Annotated in this window: 15 protein-coding genes and 1 other RNA gene; 13 read left to right on the top strand and 3 right to left on the bottom strand. The window is 42.6% G+C overall.

Going from position 1 to position 15,493, the window contains the following annotated elements:
- The first annotated feature begins 4 nt into the window (after positions 1–4).
- A complete protein-coding gene (gene smpB / locus AC1DBT_RS05715) occupies positions 5–523 on the top strand; it encodes an SsrA-binding protein SmpB (protein ID WP_480018970.1) in 519 nt (172 codons plus the stop codon).
- 307 nt (positions 524–830) lie between these two features.
- Positions 831–1,206: a transfer-messenger RNA gene (ssrA, locus tag AC1DBT_RS05710) on the top strand.
- A 235-nt stretch (positions 1,207–1,441) separates the two neighbouring features.
- On the opposite strand, the gene AC1DBT_RS05705 is transcribed toward ssrA, so the two are convergent.
- On the bottom strand, positions 1,442–2,143 hold the full coding sequence (locus AC1DBT_RS05705) for a GntR family transcriptional regulator (protein WP_480018969.1): 702 nt from the start codon (positions 2,141–2,143) through the stop codon (positions 1,442–1,444).
- A gap of 472 nt (positions 2,144–2,615) precedes the next feature.
- Here AC1DBT_RS05705 and AC1DBT_RS05700 point away from each other — a divergent pair, with 472 nt between their 5' ends.
- The 5 genes from AC1DBT_RS05700 (at position 2,616) to asnS (ending at position 7,593) form a co-directional block, all read left to right on the top strand.
- A complete protein-coding gene (locus AC1DBT_RS05700) occupies positions 2,616–3,347 on the top strand; it encodes a uracil-DNA glycosylase (protein ID WP_480018968.1) in 732 nt (243 codons plus the stop codon).
- Positions 3,348–3,539: 192 nt separating this feature from the next.
- The gene (rplM, locus tag AC1DBT_RS05695; protein ID WP_480018967.1) at positions 3,540–3,980 is read left to right on the top strand and encodes a 50S ribosomal protein L13; all 441 of its coding nucleotides are present in this window, start codon (positions 3,540–3,542) and stop codon (positions 3,978–3,980) included.
- A gap of 3 nt (positions 3,981–3,983) precedes the next feature.
- Positions 3,984–4,379, top strand: a complete 396-nt coding sequence (rpsI, locus tag AC1DBT_RS05690; RefSeq protein ID WP_006302157.1) for a 30S ribosomal protein S9 — start codon at positions 3,984–3,986, stop codon at positions 4,377–4,379.
- Positions 4,380–4,624: 245 nt separating this feature from the next.
- Positions 4,625–5,962: a phosphoglucosamine mutase gene (gene glmM, locus AC1DBT_RS05685; protein WP_480018966.1), complete on the top strand. Its 1,338-nt coding sequence runs from the start codon at positions 4,625–4,627 to the stop codon at positions 5,960–5,962.
- A 230-nt stretch (positions 5,963–6,192) separates the two neighbouring features.
- A complete protein-coding gene (gene asnS / locus AC1DBT_RS05680) occupies positions 6,193–7,593 on the top strand; it encodes an asparagine--tRNA ligase (protein WP_480018965.1) in 1,401 nt (466 codons plus the stop codon).
- Positions 7,594–7,631: 38 nt separating this feature from the next.
- On the opposite strand, the gene AC1DBT_RS05675 is transcribed toward asnS, so the two are convergent.
- Positions 7,632–8,087: a peptidyl-tRNA hydrolase gene (locus AC1DBT_RS05675; protein ID WP_480018964.1), complete on the bottom strand. Its 456-nt coding sequence runs from the start codon at positions 8,085–8,087 to the stop codon at positions 7,632–7,634.
- Between the two features lie 277 nt (positions 8,088–8,364).
- Between AC1DBT_RS05675 and murI the strand changes: the two genes are divergently transcribed.
- A complete protein-coding gene (gene murI, locus AC1DBT_RS05670; RefSeq protein WP_480018963.1) occupies positions 8,365–9,150 on the top strand; it encodes a glutamate racemase in 786 nt (261 codons plus the stop codon).
- A gap of 65 nt (positions 9,151–9,215) precedes the next feature.
- Here the strand turns inward: murI and AC1DBT_RS05665 are convergent, their stop codons facing one another.
- Positions 9,216–10,118 (bottom strand): DegV family protein, encoded by a 903-nt coding sequence (locus tag AC1DBT_RS05665; protein WP_480018962.1) that lies wholly within the window; start codon positions 10,116–10,118, stop codon positions 9,216–9,218.
- A 333-nt stretch (positions 10,119–10,451) separates the two neighbouring features.
- Here AC1DBT_RS05665 and AC1DBT_RS05660 point away from each other — a divergent pair, with 333 nt between their 5' ends.
- The 5 genes from AC1DBT_RS05660 to htpG all read left to right on the top strand — a co-directional run bounded on the left by AC1DBT_RS05660 (position 10,452) and on the right by htpG (position 15,463).
- Positions 10,452–10,733: a GNAT family N-acetyltransferase gene (locus tag AC1DBT_RS05660; protein WP_006302151.1), complete on the top strand. Its 282-nt coding sequence runs from the start codon at positions 10,452–10,454 to the stop codon at positions 10,731–10,733.
- Positions 10,734–10,849: 116 nt separating this feature from the next.
- Positions 10,850–11,617: a DUF554 domain-containing protein gene (locus tag AC1DBT_RS05655; RefSeq protein ID WP_480018961.1), complete on the top strand. Its 768-nt coding sequence runs from the start codon at positions 10,850–10,852 to the stop codon at positions 11,615–11,617.
- Positions 11,618–11,913: 296 nt separating this feature from the next.
- Positions 11,914–12,651 (top strand): hypothetical protein, encoded by a 738-nt coding sequence (locus AC1DBT_RS05650; RefSeq protein ID WP_480018960.1) that lies wholly within the window; start codon positions 11,914–11,916, stop codon positions 12,649–12,651.
- 248 nt (positions 12,652–12,899) lie between these two features.
- Positions 12,900–13,373, top strand: coding sequence for a deoxycytidylate deaminase (locus tag AC1DBT_RS05645; RefSeq protein WP_048597057.1), 474 nt, complete (start codon positions 12,900–12,902; stop codon positions 13,371–13,373).
- A 59-nt stretch (positions 13,374–13,432) separates the two neighbouring features.
- A complete protein-coding gene (gene htpG / locus AC1DBT_RS05640) occupies positions 13,433–15,463 on the top strand; it encodes a molecular chaperone HtpG (protein WP_480018959.1) in 2,031 nt (676 codons plus the stop codon).
- The last annotated feature ends 30 nt before the right edge of the window (positions 15,464–15,493 follow it).

The following is a 15,493-nucleotide window of genomic DNA, read 5'->3' as shown; positions in this document are numbered from 1 at the left end:
ATGCATGAAGCAGATAGTTCAGCAGCAGCCACATAAGAGTATGCGCAAGCAGGCAACTTTTCATCTTATTGCTAAAAATCGTAGCGCTTATCATGATTATGATTTAGACAATGCCGAAGAAGCAGGTATTGAGCTTACCGGTGTTGAAGTAAAAAGCTTGCGCGAGCGGGGCTGTCAGTTGACCGACTGTTTTTGCATCGTAAGAAATAACGAATTATATTTAGTGGGTTTGCATATTCATCCATACTCTCACGGGGGCGTTTGGAATATTGACCCTGATAGAAGACGTCGCCTTCTGATGCATAAAAAACAAATTATGTCGATTGCGCGCCGTGTTCAGACAAAAGGCGTGTCGTTAGTTCCACTTGAAATTTATTTTAACGAACGCAATCGCGTAAAAGTTAAAGTTGCGGTAGGTAGAGGAAAGAAAATGTACGATAAGCGCGCCGCCGCTGCAAAGCGCGATTCTGATCGTGAGATTCAAAGAGTGTTAAAAGCGCGCACGCGTGAGCGTTTTGTATAAACTTTGGTATAAACCTCGTGTGTCTATGCTTTATTGCAAACGCTTGGAAACACTGTTTTATGAGCTCTTGCTTATAGACGGTATAGTATTTAGTTTATCTACCTGTGCTTAAATGATATTTTTCTTTGCAGTTTGTGTCATGCTCATTTTTAGCTATACTTACTATATATCTTTACAGATGGCGTTCTTTGATAGTTGGTGGATATGTTACGTGCATGAATGGCGCGTATCTTGCTTTGAGATCTCACAACGCCTCGGCACACATATTTTTTTGATTGCTCTAAATTATGTGCTGTGCATGCATTTTGGGGGTGACTGGATTCGACAGGGTAAGTTTGAGGTGGGCAGCAAGCCGTGGTCTCCTCGCCACGTTAATCAGGGGTACTGTCAAATTTAATTGACAATGTTATTCCTTTCAAGAGTGAGCGCAAGCTTGCTCTTGCTGCTTAATTTATACAAGCAGCCGACAAACTAAGAATTGCTTCCGTTCTTAGGGCGTCGTCATTTTAGGAAGATGCAACATAAGACGTGGACTGTATGCTTATGTTTAAGATTGAACAGAATCGAACATACATCGCCTGTTGTTAAGTGGCGCATGTTTTAAATGTAATTGACAACTGAGCTTGGAGACACCTGCCAGGAATTTGCGTTGGACCGGAGTTCGATTCTCCGCACCTCCACCATTAAAAACCATACAGTTCATACCTGTTTACCTGCACAAACGCAGACGCATGTATGGACTGTTTTTTGTTAATCGCGCCAAGTGTGAAAAAGTGTAAAAAAGCGTGTTTAACTGGTGTGACAGGTTGTGACCGATACACCAAAAAATTCTCATGTGACAGAAATGTGACAGGTCTTGCAACTAATTCTTGCTTGTAAAACATTAAAATCTGGCGCGGCGCGATGCCTAAGTTTGTACTATCGGTTGGTGATAGAAACTTTGAAGAAATCACAGCGTATAAAGTTTAAGGAATACTCAAGAGGTTTTCCGGTGATAGAAGAGCATGTTTTTCTTATTTGCTTAACGCATAATTCGCCTTCGCGTAATCCTAAAATATCTGCGACGTGTTTTTCGGCAGGGGCCTCAATGCACGTACTTTGCTCATAAGGCTCGTCACGTAAACAAATTTTCTTATCTGCTCGTATATGGTCATAAAGTTGCGCGTAATTGTCCTTATCGCCATGCTCATCGATTAATTCTTTTACCAAATAGCTTTCTTGATATTCAAATACAAGGCTCTTAAGTGAGTGCGTCCTTGCAATAACAATGCAATAATTGTTGTCGCCTAAATCAAGTTCGGAAAGAATCTGCTGATCAGAACTCCTTTGAACGCTTAAAACGGTTGGAACCTCGTTTGCCAATGGTTGACGGATAATATGAACAAGTTTTTCGCTTTTACGTTGTGGTGCTTGTGAAATAAAGGTTCCCCTTCCTTGATGACGCACGAGATAGCCTTCGCGCACTAAATCGTTGAGAGCGCGCACAACAGTAATGGAGGAAACGCCAAACCTGTGTATAAGTTCTGCTTCGGTGTAGAACTTTTGACCGACAGAAAAATTACCAGTAGTGATTTCGGCCTTTAAAGCGTCTTTTACTAAGGAATACTTGGGTATCTTCATGTGGCAGCCTCTCCGCAGCATGATAAAGTGTTTTCAACTAACAAAATGTTCGTATAACAAAACACAGGTGCAATAACAAAATAAGGTATAACTAACTGCGCATGGCATTACTCATGTATGACCAGTTATATTACAAGTATAGTATACTCTAGGCAAAATAAAGTCTATATAAACCTATATTGTATAAAGTATGCTGAAAATTTCTATTTTTTCATGCATCACTTGTACAGCAATTATTATTCTAAAATTCATGCGCAATATGCAAAAATCTACAAAAATGCCCAACTTGTATTCAAGAATATCGACAGGCACTCTCAACAGTAATTGGCGTATAAAGACCTTATGTATAAGAGGCGCGTTAATAAAAAAGCAGGCTTTGTACCAAGCCTAAAAAATTGGTATGATTTGAACACATATAAAATATGTCTGAAAGTTATAGATACATATACAATTTTTATAGAGTGAGCGCAACATGGCCGTACAGTTTGAAAATGTACCAACTGAACCTTTGCAGAATTCAAAAAAGTGGTTTCCTTATATGTCTCGTGAATCACGCGAACAAGTGCATGCAATGAATAACCTTATAACAACGCTTGTCGAACAAGAGCACAAAACGGTGTATCCACCGCGCGACAAGATATATAACGCTCTTAAGCTCACTCCTCCCGATAAGGTGAAGGCAATTATCATTGGACAAGATCCCTACCATGAGCCGCATCAAGCTAATGGGCTTGCATTTTCAGTAGACGCGCCAACCAAAATTCCCCCTTCGCTTCGCAACATATTTACTGAAATGCACGATGATTTAGGAATAGCTATTCCAACAACAGGGGATTTAACACCATGGGCACAGGCAGGCGTGCTTCTTCTTAACGCTACGCTTAGCGTTGAAGCGCATAAAGCAAATAGTCACCAAAAATTGGGCTGGGACGTGGTAACTCAGGAAATTTTGCGCGTTGCATTGCGTTTTGAGCAACCCAAAGTAATTATGTGTTGGGGAAGCTTTGCCTATCGCATTACACAAGATGCCATGCGCGCAATACAACCTCAACACGTATGTGTGTTAAGGTCTACGCACCCAAGTCCGCTTTCTGCGTACAAAGGCACTGCCGCATGCCCAGCTTTTATGGGGTCAAGGCCGTTTTCAAAAGCCAATGCTTTTTTGGTTTCTCAAGGAGTAGCGCCGATTGATTGGCGCTTGTAAGGAATAAGCGCCGCGCGCATATGTGGGCACCGCAGTTACGTGAGCTTTTTGTGTTTAAAATTTGAACTGCCAAGATAAATGAGAATTGCAAAAACATGGAATCTCAAAAATGACGTATACTTTTAAGGCTTACCACTGAGCCCCGTAATCTCAAAAGGATAAGCGGTTTATCGTAATAACTGGAGGAGTCAAGTGACTAAATCGACTCATTACGCCAAAGCAGGCGAAGTAGAGCGCAAATGGGTGCTCATCGACGCAGACGGCGCAACACTTGGTCGCCTTGCGACCAAAGCTGCGATGATTCTTCGTGGCAAAAACAAACCTCAGTACACACCTAATGCTGATACTGGAGATTTTGTTGTAATTATTAACGCTGCTAAAGTTCGTCTGACTGGCAACAAAGCGGCAGAGAAAACTTACTGGCGCCACTCTGGATTCCTTGGCGGCATTAAGTTTGAGCCTTTTGCCGAGGCTATGGAAAAACATCCTGAGCGCGTTATTGAGCACGCTGTTAAAGGCATGCTTCCAAAGGGTACCCTTGGACGCAAACAAGCTACCAAGCTTAAGGTGTATGCAGGTGCCGAGCACCCTCATACTGCACAGAACCCACAAAAGATTGATTTGGAGGCATAGCACATGGCTGATACAAGCGCTGTATACACCGGCACTGGCCGCCGTAAAGAGGCTACTGCCCGTGTTCGTTTAATTCCTGGAACTGGTAAAATCTTGGTAAATGGTCGCGATGCTGGCTTGTACTTTGGTCGTCACCAATTACTTGATAATGCTCTTGCACCATTTCGCGTAACCGATACTGTTAATCGCTTTGATGTTGTTGCTCTGTGCGATGGCGGCGGCATTAATGGTCAGTCTGGTGCGCTTCGTTTGGGTATTGCTCGTGCACTTCTTGAAGCAGGCGAGTATCGTGCAGATCTTAAAAAAGCAGGTTTGCTTACTCGTGATTCACGTGCTGTTGAGCGTAAGAAATACGGTCTAAAGAAGGCTCGTAAACGCCCACAATTCTCAAAGCGTTAATTTTATACACATATGTGTATTACAAGAACTTGTCTGGTATGCAGGCAAGTTCTTTTTTTGTAACGGTTATCTGTGTCGGCGGTGCGCGTAATAAAACATCTGTGATGTGTGCGCTTTTCGCAATAATGCGTCAATCGGTTTATAATAAATATCAACTTTTGTGTCTGTATAAGTTTTTATGTATGAGCCGCTTATGTAGACATAACGTTAGATTTTTGTACTGCAATATAGAAGGGGTACTACGGATGAAGTACTTTGGAACAGATGGCTTTAGAGGTAAAGCCAACGAAGGCTTACGTGTTGATCATGCTTTTAAAATAGGTAGATTTATTGGCTGGTATTACGGCTTGCGCGAGGGCAAAAAGGCCCGTGTTTTGTTAGGAAAAGATACACGACGCTCAAGCTACATGTTTGAAAGTGCGCTTGTCTCGGGTCTTGTTGCCTCGGGTGCAGACACCTATATGTTGCACGTTATTCCAACGCCAGGGCTTTCTTATGAGGTGCTTGACGGTGGCTTTGACTGTGGAATTATGATTACAGCATCACATAATCCCTTTGATGATAACGGCATTAAGCTGGTAAATTCCGAGGGCTATAAGATGGATGAAGACGTCTTATTGCAGGTTGAGGCCTATATTGACGGTGCAGGTGATGTTCCGCTGGCGACAGGTGACAAAATTGGCTGCACCGTAGATTATATGCAAGGAAGAAATCGCTATATTGCGCATCTTATTGCATCGTGTGGATTCTCAATGCAGGGTTGGCGCGTTGGTTTGGACTGTGCCAATGGTGCAGCGTCAAGTGTTGCGCGCCCTGTGTTCGACGCTATGGGTGCAGAAACGCATGTTATCAACAACGCACCAAGTGGTTTTAATATTAACGTTGATTGTGGGTCTACTCATATTGAGCGCCTGCAGGATCTTGTGCTGCGTAATCATCTTGATGTAGGTTTTGCCTACGATGGTGATGCCGATAGATGCCTGGCTGTAGATGAACGAGGTCACGTTATAGATGGAGACCTTATTCTATATATTTGCGGTACATATTTGGCTAAGCACGGTCGTTTGGCCAAAAACACCATTGTTCCTACCGTTATGAGTAATTTTGGCCTGTTTAAAGCTTTTGATGATGCAGGTATTTCTTATGTAAAAACTGACGTTGGCGATAAAAACGTATGGGCTGCTATGATGGATGGCGGTTTCTCGCTAGGCGGTGAGCAGTCGGGTCATGTGATTTTCTCTGATCTTGAGAAAACGGGCGATGGAATTATGACCAGCTTGCGCGTAATGGAAGTTCTCAATGCCGAGCGCGAAAAACTCTCCGAACTTGCACGTCCTGTTGTTCGTTATCCACAGCAGCTTATCAACGTTCATGTTGCTGATAAGAAGGCAGTTATGGAAGCAAAGGACGTAACGGCAGCTATTCATAAAGCGCAGGAATTTTTAGAGGGTAATGGCCGTGTGTTGGTGCGTGCAAGTGGAACGGAGCCGCTTATTCGTGTTTTGGCTGAAGCTCCTACCGATGAGTTGTGCGAGAAAGCAAACGATTTTGTTCTGCAAGCTCTTGAACCTTATAAAGCGTAAAGTTTTTTCAAACAAGCACCTTACCATGTAACAATAGAAGGTGTGTAGTGTATCCAAATATACGCAAGCATGCAAAAGCCTTTCGCCGCAGCGGGAGGCTTTTTGAAAAACCATGGTAAAGATAAAGATTTTTTACTTTGGGAAAATTAAACATCGTTTTGATATAAAATTACATGTATTGTAAGCGATAAAACCAACGTAGGCGCGCTGTACCACGAGGAGATACATATATGGATAGAACCAAAATTGCAGCCATTTATGATGATATGGATTCGTTTGATAAGACCGAAATAGTTGTTGCCGGATGGCTGCGCTCTGTTCGTGATATGAAGAATTTTGGTTTTGTTACCATAAATGATGGAAGCTGCTTTAGAGATCTTCAAGTTGTTATGCAGCGCGAAACGCTTCAAAATTATGCCGAAATAGCTGCTCAGAACATGGGTGCGGCGCTTATTGTAACAGGAACGCTTGAGCTTACGCCCTCGCGTCCTCAGCCTTTTGAGCTTCAAGCAAAAACCATTATGGTTGAAGGCACCTCCGATCCCGATTATCCCATGCAAAAGAAGCGCGCTTCTCGTGAGTTTTTGCGTACTCAGCAGCATTTGCGTGCTCGTACTAATCTATTCCGTGCGGTATTTCGTGTTCGCTCTACCGCAGCTTTTGCAATTCATAAGTTTTTCCAAGAACGCGGCTTTGTTTATGTTCATACGCCTATTATTACCTCGTCTGATGCCGAGGGCGCAGGCGAGATGTTCAAAGTCACTACATTTGATTTAGCTCATGTTCCTATGAAAGATGGTGCGGTTGATTACAGTCAAGATTTCTTTGGTGCGCCTACCAGCTTAACGGTGTCGGGTCAGCTTGAGGCCGAGAACTTTGCTATGAGTTTTGGCGATGTGTACACGTTTGGTCCAACATTTAGAGCAGAAAACTCTAATACGCGCCGCCATGCTGCGGAATTTTGGATGGTAGAGCCCGAGATGGCGTTTTGTGATCTTAAAGGGTATATGGATTGCGCCGAGGCTATGCTTAAATATGTGATTTCCTATGTTATGGACGCTTGCCCGTATGAAATGGAGCTGTTTAACAAGTTTGTAGACAAGGGTTTGCAGGCTCGCTTAGAGCATGTTGCACACTCAGACTTTGCGCGCGTAAGTTACACGGATGCTATTTCTATTTTGCAAAAAGCTCAAGCTCAAGGTCATGATTTTACCTATCCTGTTTCGTGGGGTGTTGACTTGCAAACCGAGCACGAACGCTATCTTACCGAAGAGCATTTTAAAAAGCCAACATTTGTTACCGACTATCCTGCAGAAATTAAGGCATTTTATATGCGCATGAATGACGACGATAAAACCGTTGCTGCTGCAGATTGTTTGGTTCCTGGTATTGGCGAAATTATCGGCGGATCTCAGCGTGAGGAGCGCCTTGATCGTTTGGAGCAACGCATTAAAGACCTAGGCATGGATCCTAAGCAGTATGCTTACTATTGCGATTTGCGCAAGTATGGCTCGTGCCATCACGCCGGCTTTGGTTTAGGTTTTGAGCGTCTTGTAATGTACTTAACTGGTGTTGATAACATTCGCGATGTTTTGCCTCATCCACGTACGGTTGGTAACGCCGAATTTTAGCCGTTTTGCGCTGCTTACGCGCGATTGTAGCGCGTGGATTAGTAGAGTGGTAAATCGGCAGTTATAGGATCAATTTGTTCGGGAAAAAGCGGCTCAAACGCGCAGCAGGTATAGGTTGCTTCACCGTGAAACTCGGTAAGTCCAGCATCCTTAATTAAAGCTACCAAAAAGCCGCTTTGTCTTCCTTTGTCAACAATGTCCAATAACTCCTCTTCCGAAGAAACGTATACGCAAATTTTTGCGACGCCTGCTTCAAACCATGCATCAAGAGGGGTTATATCATCTGAATAGGTTTCTTGCGTTTGCGGTGCAAGATAAGCATACGTGCATTCGTCATTCAATGTTATATCTGATTGCCGTCCATTATGAGCCAAAGCCATAAGCACGGCTTCTACGCTTGCATGACTAGCTTGAGCTGCGATTTTTCCTTTTCGCATATGAAGATCTTTGCGCATGATAATAAGTTGCTTTGCTTTATAAGAACCACGAGACATAAATCCTGCTTTCAAAACGAATAGCCTATTGCGTACAGTATAATGCACCTGCGCTGGTTGGGCGCTACAATTTTATCGCGAAAACTAGCGACAATGAGCTGTTGCGCGCCCGTGCTCTTTAAGGCGGTCAATCTTTATTTATACGAGATGACAACCGCAATACTCGAGAAGACAACCATAATAAGCGTGTATACTCTTTAATTGCAACTTATAGCGCTTTGTACTTGTGCAATAATTTATATACGCGCGCCGTGCGTAAGGGATTTAAGGTGAAAGTATGAGCAATCGTCAGGGTTTTATAGGCGTTTTTGATTCGGGATTAGGTGGAATCAGTGTTTTAAAGAAACTGGTGAGCCAGCTTCCCCACGAGGATTTCTTTTATTTTGGAGATACTGCTCATAATCCTTATGGGTCGCGCAGCGCTGATGATATTTTTGATCTTTCAAAAACCATTGTAGACAACATGGTTTCCAAAGGAGCAAAGGCCGTAGTAATTGCATGCAATACGGCAACTGCCGCTGCTGCGCATAAACTACGTACAATTTATCCTCAACTTCCGTTGATTGGTATAGAACCTGCTCTTAAACAGGCCTGTGATGCACATGCCTATAAACATATTTTGGTGTTGGCAACGCCTGTGACGCTGCGCATGGAAAAATTCCATCAACTTCGTGATCGTATGTGTGCATGTAACAGTGCTAACGTAAAGATTTCTGCTTTGGCATGCGACGGTTTGGCGCATAGAATTGAGCAGGGAAATCTTGATGCACCCGATTTAGATAACGATTTGCAAACTATGCTGGCTCCCTATATCGGCGCTGTTGATGCGGTGGTTTTGGGATGTACGCATTATCCTTTTGTAAAAGATCACATTGTATCAATCTTGGGAAATCCCGTGTGCTTTGATGGCGCCGCAGGAGTTGCCCATCATGTACGCGACGTTTTGCAGGATAGAGATCTGCTGAACGATCAAATTGAGCGTGGATGTGTGACGTTTGCAACAAGTTCTCATGACGCACACCAACTTGATTTGTACGAGCAGTTTTATCATTTGCCACAGTAAAGCAAAAGAAAGCCTTAAGTGGTGCATAGAGAATTAAGGTGGCGCCTAGAGAACTATGCACCTGCTTATTGTTTCGAGGAGACTTCTCTTTCTTTTCCCCAGTAAAATACGGCAACAGTTCCAGGTCCGGTATGACAACCGATAGTAGCTCCAATTTCATAATTTTGAATAGAGCTAGGCTCAAGTGATGGAAAAGCGTTTTGTATCTGTGACGTAAGTTCAAGCGCGTCTGTCTCACAATCAGAATTGCTTAAAAACACTTTGCCGCTGATTTCTTGAGGGTTAGGAATAGTGGCTTTCATTATGTCTACCAGGCGTTTTATAGCGCGATTTTTTGTGCGTACCTTTTCCACAACTTCAAGCGCGCCTGTTTGAGAAATAGCAAGAATAGGGCAAATCTTAAGCAAGCCGCCGATAGCGCCAGCTGTTTTTGATACGCGTCCACCTTTTATGAAAAAGCGCAAATCCGAGGTAAAAAACCAAGATTGTATGTTAAGTCGATTCTTTTGTGCCCACGCGGAAACTTCCTTTGCATCCATGCCTTCATCGCGTAAGTCGGCAAGTTTATCTACTAAGAGTCCAAATCCAGCAGATGCGTTGAGCGAATCAATAACTTCAATGCGGCGTGCAGGAAAACGTTGCTGGAGCTCTTCTTGTGCGGTACATGCGGCGTTGTAGGTTCCCGAAATTGCAGAAGAAAGGCATACATGGACAATGTCTTTGCCTTCTTCTAAAAAAGGAGTCCATGATTGGATGTATGCTCCGGTAGAAACGCACGAAGTTTTTGCATCGGCACCTTTGAGCATGCGTTCAAAAATTTCATGACTAGAATTAGAAGCACCAAAATCATCTTTGAATGCAACACCATCAAGCTCGTAATTAAAATAAATGCAGTTAATTGAACGCTTAGCAAGATACTCTTTTGTTAAGTCAACTGTTGAGCAGCAGCTCAATATAAAATCACTCATGCGTTCTCCCTTCTGTTTGTATATTAGAATAACTATTTTTGTAAAAAAAGTTTTGACGATTTGGCATGTGTCTTTGAAGTGTAACAATATATCAAAACGGTATAAAACAAACAACTTGAATGCCTTATGCGTTCAGCTCATAATTCTCAAATACACAGCATAGCTGGTATTAATATACAACTATTTGTATAACAGATCGAGAAAAGCCGCAAAAACATGAGTGTCCCTCACTTTTTTCGTTTATTTATCGTGTAATTTTTATTTCTAGGTAATTTGCGTTCATACTTAACAATAGATAACGATGAACTAAAAACGCGGAAGAAGGAGTTGACCATGGTTTTTCAAACTACTCCAAATGAAGTTCTTTTTTTGGGTGATACCGGCGACGTTAAAGGTCGCGTACGCATGAGCGATCCACAAGATGGTGTAATTGATATTGTAGAAACATATGTAAGCCCTAATGATCGTGGCCTTGGCTTTGCAGGCAGGCTTATGGGTCGCGCAGCGGCATATATTAAGGATTCGGGCAATCGTGCAAAGCTTTCGTGTAGTTATGCAAAATCATGGTTTGCAAAGCATCCCGAATATCAAGATATTGTGGATGACGCCTCATAATGCGAGGTTAAACGCTAACATATGCAAACAAACACGTACTGATTAGTTCATGCGTGTTTTTTATTGGCCTTGAGGTGTTGCGGCACAAAGGCATCATAAGAAAGGAGCGTTGATACATGATACTTACAGGAGCGCTTGTTGATGCAATTCTTGCATGTGCAGGAGGCATTTTAGGGCTTATTTTTCGCCGTCATGTATCACGTGATTTGGGGGAGTTCTTGCTGATTGGCCAAGGTCTTGTTTGTATTTTGCTGGGCATACAAGGAATGATTGGGTATCACAGCGATATTTGCGTTATAACGCTTTCTATGGGCTTTGGTTTTTTAATTGGATTTGCGCTCAATATAGATTCAAAAATTACACATTTTGCCAATATTATCCAGGACTCACTCGCGTGTGTTGCGCAAAAATTTTCTGGTAAAGCACAAACAAACGCAACTAGTAGTGAAGACGACTCATGTGCTCACGCTTCTTTTTCTTCGGGCTTTATTTGTGCAAGCGTGTTTACCTGTACGGGCGCTATGGCTATTATTGGCTCGCTGCAAAGCGGCATGCAACTCGACCATTCAACGCTCTTGGCAAAGGGCTTTATTGATATGATTTCCTGTTTTGCGTTTGGTGCCTCTATGGGCAAAGGCGTACCGTTTTGTGCGTTGAGCGTGTTCATTTATGAAGGATGCTTAAGCGTTCTGGCTCATATTGTGAGCCCATATTTAAGTCCTGAGGTCATTAATAATGTTGTTGCATCTGGTTCGCTTCTTTTAATTGTTGTGGGCTTTAACCTTATGAAAGTTGGAAAGTTTAAGGTTGCAAACATGCTGCCTGCCGCATTTTTGCCCATTATTTTTGTTCCGCTTATTGCGTGGTTTGCCTCTTTAATGTAATTCGCTTATACACGTATATATGCTTTTTCTTATGCGCTTATTTCGTTTCCGATCAAAAGAGCGTTTGCTTTGTTGTGGCTAGGAAACCATCTGCAGGCAATACACGTCCATATACGTAACTGTTGTATAGCGCCATGTGCATCTTCGGTTAAGCTGATTTTGTGCTGATACAAATATCTGTACATAAGCTTTGCTTTTACCGCGCCTTAACGTTAAGTGCGCGTAGTACGTACTTAAAGATTAGGCACGCTGTGTTTAGATATGGTGTTTAAAGTAGCAGGAGAGGTGACGGCGAAATGGTATTTGAAGTTATGTTTGTAATACTTGTGTGCGTTCCTCTTTTTGTTGTATGGCGCATGTGGGAGCGTTCAAACGATCTTGCCGAGCGCCATCACGCACACCATGACACCTATTCGGTTTCACCTGCATTGTTGCAAGTTGTTGCATATGCATCCATTTGTAGCTCGCTCATGGGAATTGTCCTTGGTTGTTTGTGTGTAACTGGTAATATTGCGTTTGATTCGATAACAGTGACGGTATTTTTTTCTGCATTTTCGCTTACTTGCGCAGCTATTTGGATACTGTTAAGCCGTTACTGCATTGCAACCTATGATACACAAATGTGTATTACACCATTTTTTGGCAAATCCTTTATAGTTGCGTACGAAAAAATTACGGCTATGAAATGGACGCCTGTATATTTCTTTGCCACGCAACAAAGTATCCGTGTTGCTTTTTGCCCGTCTCAAAACCATTCGGGTTATGTATCCGCAAGTAAATCCCTACAAGATCCTAAGAAACGCACATACGAACAAGACGAGACGCTCATCCGTAAACAAAATAAGAACGCCAATCACGAGCAATACAAGATCGCTACTACTGAGTCGGCGGTGTCTCATGATGTATCGCGCAGCATTGATGTCAATAGGCATCACGAGGACACGCATTATGTATTTCATATTTGGTCAATTTTGGATATTGAGCAAATTTTAATGCGTATCAATCGCTTTGATGTGCTTGACTCTCGTAAATAGGCAACCGCATGGTGTACCTGGGTTGTTCTTAATCGCCTGAATCATACGTAGAGGCATATGATGCCTGCGTAATAGCCGCTTTCACACAGCGCTTGTGCACGCTATTGTGATTATTTATTGAGATATATATAATTTGCATGATAGAATATCTAAGTCTGTATAGTATATATTTTGTACGCATACGCTATCTTAATTTGTCTATAAATTAAGATAAGCCTTACGTGATGATAATGCTTGAGGAGGCTGATATGCCCGGTAAACGTAAAAATGTTATCACATGGGATGAGTTTTTTATGCGCGTTGCTGCTGCAGCTGCTATGCGCAGTAAAGACCCTCATACGCAGGTTGGAGCATGTATTGCCGACAGCAATGACCGCATTTTATCGGTTGGGTATAACGGAACGCCAACAGGAATTAACGACGATGAATTTCCGTGGGAATCATCAGTAGATCCGCTTCGCGATAAGCATAATTTTGTTATCCATGCCGAGGCAAATGCGCTGCTTAATTATCGAGGCTCTCTTAAAGACATGCAGGGTGCAACGGCATATGTTACGCTTTTCCCTTGTCAGGAATGTGCAAAAATGCTGGTACAAGCAGGTATTGGAGAGGTGATTTATGCCGAGGATACCTATAAAGATACCGAAGGCGCAAAAATTTCGCGTAGTATTTTAGATCGCTGCGGCATTACGTATCGTCAAATACCGTATGTAACTAAGTAACCAGCGCACCAAACATGTTTCAAGCTTATAACATATATGTAGATAGGAGATAATACCGTATGATAAAGTTTAAAACCGAAAGTAAAAAACTTCTTGATTTGATGATCAATTCCATTTACACCAATAAAGACATCTTTTTGCGCGAGCTTATTTCTAATGCCTCTGACGCTCTTGATAAATTAGCATTTGCCTCACTTACCGATCCTTCCATTAAAGTTGATTCTACAAATGCAGCTATTACCATTGATTTTGATAAGGACGCACGCACTATTACCATTCACGATAACGGTATTGGTATGACGCGCGAAGAACTAGACACCAATCTTGGAACCATTGCTCATTCTGGTTCTGAACAATTTAAGCAGCAACAAAACTCATCTACAAGCGAAGCGCAAAAATCTGATGATACCGCAGATAATGCAGCAGATGATACAACAAAAAGTTCTGCGCAGAAATCAGTTGATATTATCGGGCAATTTGGTGTTGGGTTTTATTCGGCATTTATGGTTGCAAAACGTGTGTGCGTCATCAGCCGTTCCATGAGCGAGACGTGCGCCTACGAGTGGGAATCTAATGGCATTGACGGCTACGAAATTAAAAAAAGTTCTAGCCGCCCTGCGCCTTCGGATCATGGTTCAGATGTTATTTTGTATCTTAAAGATAATACCGAAGAAGACAATACTGACCATTTCTTAAGCGAGTGGACTTTGCAAGAGCTTATTCGCGAATATTCTAACTACATTCACCATCCTATTAAAATGATGGTCACAAAAAGTCGCGAATTGCCGCGTCCTAAAGACGCAGGCGATGATTACAAGCCACAGTACGAACAGTACCAAGAGCTTGAAACCATTAATTCTATGACACCTATTTGGAAAAAGCATGCAAGTGATGTGGAAGAAAAGGACTACAACGAGTTCTATAAGTCAACGTTTCACGATTGGAATGACCCGCTTTCTGTGTTGAGCTTCCACGCCGAGGGCTCTCTTTCCTACGATGCCCTGTTGTTCATTCCATCACAAGCTCCCTTTGACTTATATAGCAAAGATTACGAAAAAGGCCTTGCACTTTATTCGTCTAATGTTCTTATTCAAGATAAATGCGCCGAGCTCTTGCCCGATTATTACAACTTTGTGCGCGGCGTAGTTGATTCGTGCGACATTAGCCTTAACATCTCGCGCGAAACGCTTCAAAAGAATGCTCAATTACATGCTATTGCGCGCAGAATTGAGAAAAAAGTACACGGCGAATTGTTGCGCATGCTCAACGATAAACGCTCAGATTACGAAAAATTCTTTGAGCACTTTGGTCGCGGGCTTAAATTTGGTATTTATAGTAGCTATGGTGCAAAAGCGCAAGATTTATCGCAGCTGTTACTTTTTTGGTCTGCACGCGATAAAAAACTTATTACGCTTGCCGAATATGCAGAACACATGTCAAAGGATCAAGACAAGATTTATTATGCTGCTGGCTCTTCGCGTGAACGTATAGCACAGCTGCCTATGGTAACTGCGGCGCTTTCTCATGGTTTTGATGTTTTGTTATGCACGCAGGACGTAGACGAGTTCATGTTCCAAGTATGGCGCAACTATGAGGCAGCCGCTGCTGTACAAGATGGCGAGGCGTCTGAACAGGCTACGCGTGAACTGGCGTTTACAAATGTCTCGGCTGCAGGTCTTGACTTTGCCACTAAGGAAGAAAAAGAAAAGGCTCAAAAGACTCAAGAAGAGCATAAAGATGTCTTTGAGGCGCTTAAAGACGCACTTGAATCTAAAGTTAATGATGTAAGAGTTTCTGCTGAATTAGGAGATTTTCCTGCACGTATTTCTGCAGAAGGCAATGTATCTCTTGAGATGGAGCGCGTGCTTGAGCAAAGCCCCGATGCAGCACATGCGCCACGTGCACAGCGTATTTTGGAGATTAACCCTAAGCATCCTGTGTTCAAAAAACTTGTTGATGCGTGTGCTTCAGAAGATAAAGACAAACTTACATTATATGCAAACGTACTTTTGGATCAGGCGTTGTTGGTTGAAGGTCTTACCATTGAGGATCCAATTATGTTCGCAAAGCATATTTGTGAGTTAATGTAGTCTAACTTAAGTGTTACGCTTACCATGATA

Source organism: Fannyhessea sp. C0108B2, assembly GCF_056583915.1.
This window is presented reverse-complemented; position numbering and strand designations above follow the sequence as displayed.

Bases quoted from the DNA above. Each gene is read 5' to 3' on its own strand.
- AC1DBT_RS05660 (WP_006302151.1), top strand. From the start codon at position 10,452: ATGGTTTTTCAAACTACTCCAAATGAAGTTCTTTTTTTGGGTGATACC.
- glmM (WP_480018966.1), top strand. From the start codon at position 4,625: ATGAAGTACTTTGGAACAGATGGCTTTAGAGGTAAAGCCAACGAAGGC.
- AC1DBT_RS05675 (WP_480018964.1), bottom strand. From the start codon at position 8,087: ATGTCTCGTGGTTCTTATAAAGCAAAGCAACTTATTATCATGCGCAAA.
- AC1DBT_RS05645 (WP_048597057.1), top strand. From the start codon at position 12,900: ATGCCCGGTAAACGTAAAAATGTTATCACATGGGATGAGTTTTTTATG.
- asnS (WP_480018965.1), top strand. From the start codon at position 6,193: ATGGATAGAACCAAAATTGCAGCCATTTATGATGATATGGATTCGTTT.
- rpsI (WP_006302157.1), top strand. From the start codon at position 3,984: ATGGCTGATACAAGCGCTGTATACACCGGCACTGGCCGCCGTAAAGAG.
- AC1DBT_RS05650 (WP_480018960.1), top strand. From the start codon at position 11,914: ATGGTATTTGAAGTTATGTTTGTAATACTTGTGTGCGTTCCTCTTTTT.
- AC1DBT_RS05655 (WP_480018961.1), top strand. From the start codon at position 10,850: ATGATACTTACAGGAGCGCTTGTTGATGCAATTCTTGCATGTGCAGGA.
- murI (WP_480018963.1), top strand. From the start codon at position 8,365: ATGAGCAATCGTCAGGGTTTTATAGGCGTTTTTGATTCGGGATTAGGT.
- AC1DBT_RS05665 (WP_480018962.1), bottom strand. From the start codon at position 10,118: ATGAGTGATTTTATATTGAGCTGCTGCTCAACAGTTGACTTAACAAAA.
- AC1DBT_RS05705 (WP_480018969.1), bottom strand. From the start codon at position 2,143: ATGAAGATACCCAAGTATTCCTTAGTAAAAGACGCTTTAAAGGCCGAA.
- htpG (WP_480018959.1), top strand. From the start codon at position 13,433: ATGATAAAGTTTAAAACCGAAAGTAAAAAACTTCTTGATTTGATGATC.
- AC1DBT_RS05700 (WP_480018968.1), top strand. From the start codon at position 2,616: ATGGCCGTACAGTTTGAAAATGTACCAACTGAACCTTTGCAGAATTCA.
- smpB (WP_480018970.1), top strand. From the start codon at position 5: ATGAAGCAGATAGTTCAGCAGCAGCCACATAAGAGTATGCGCAAGCAG.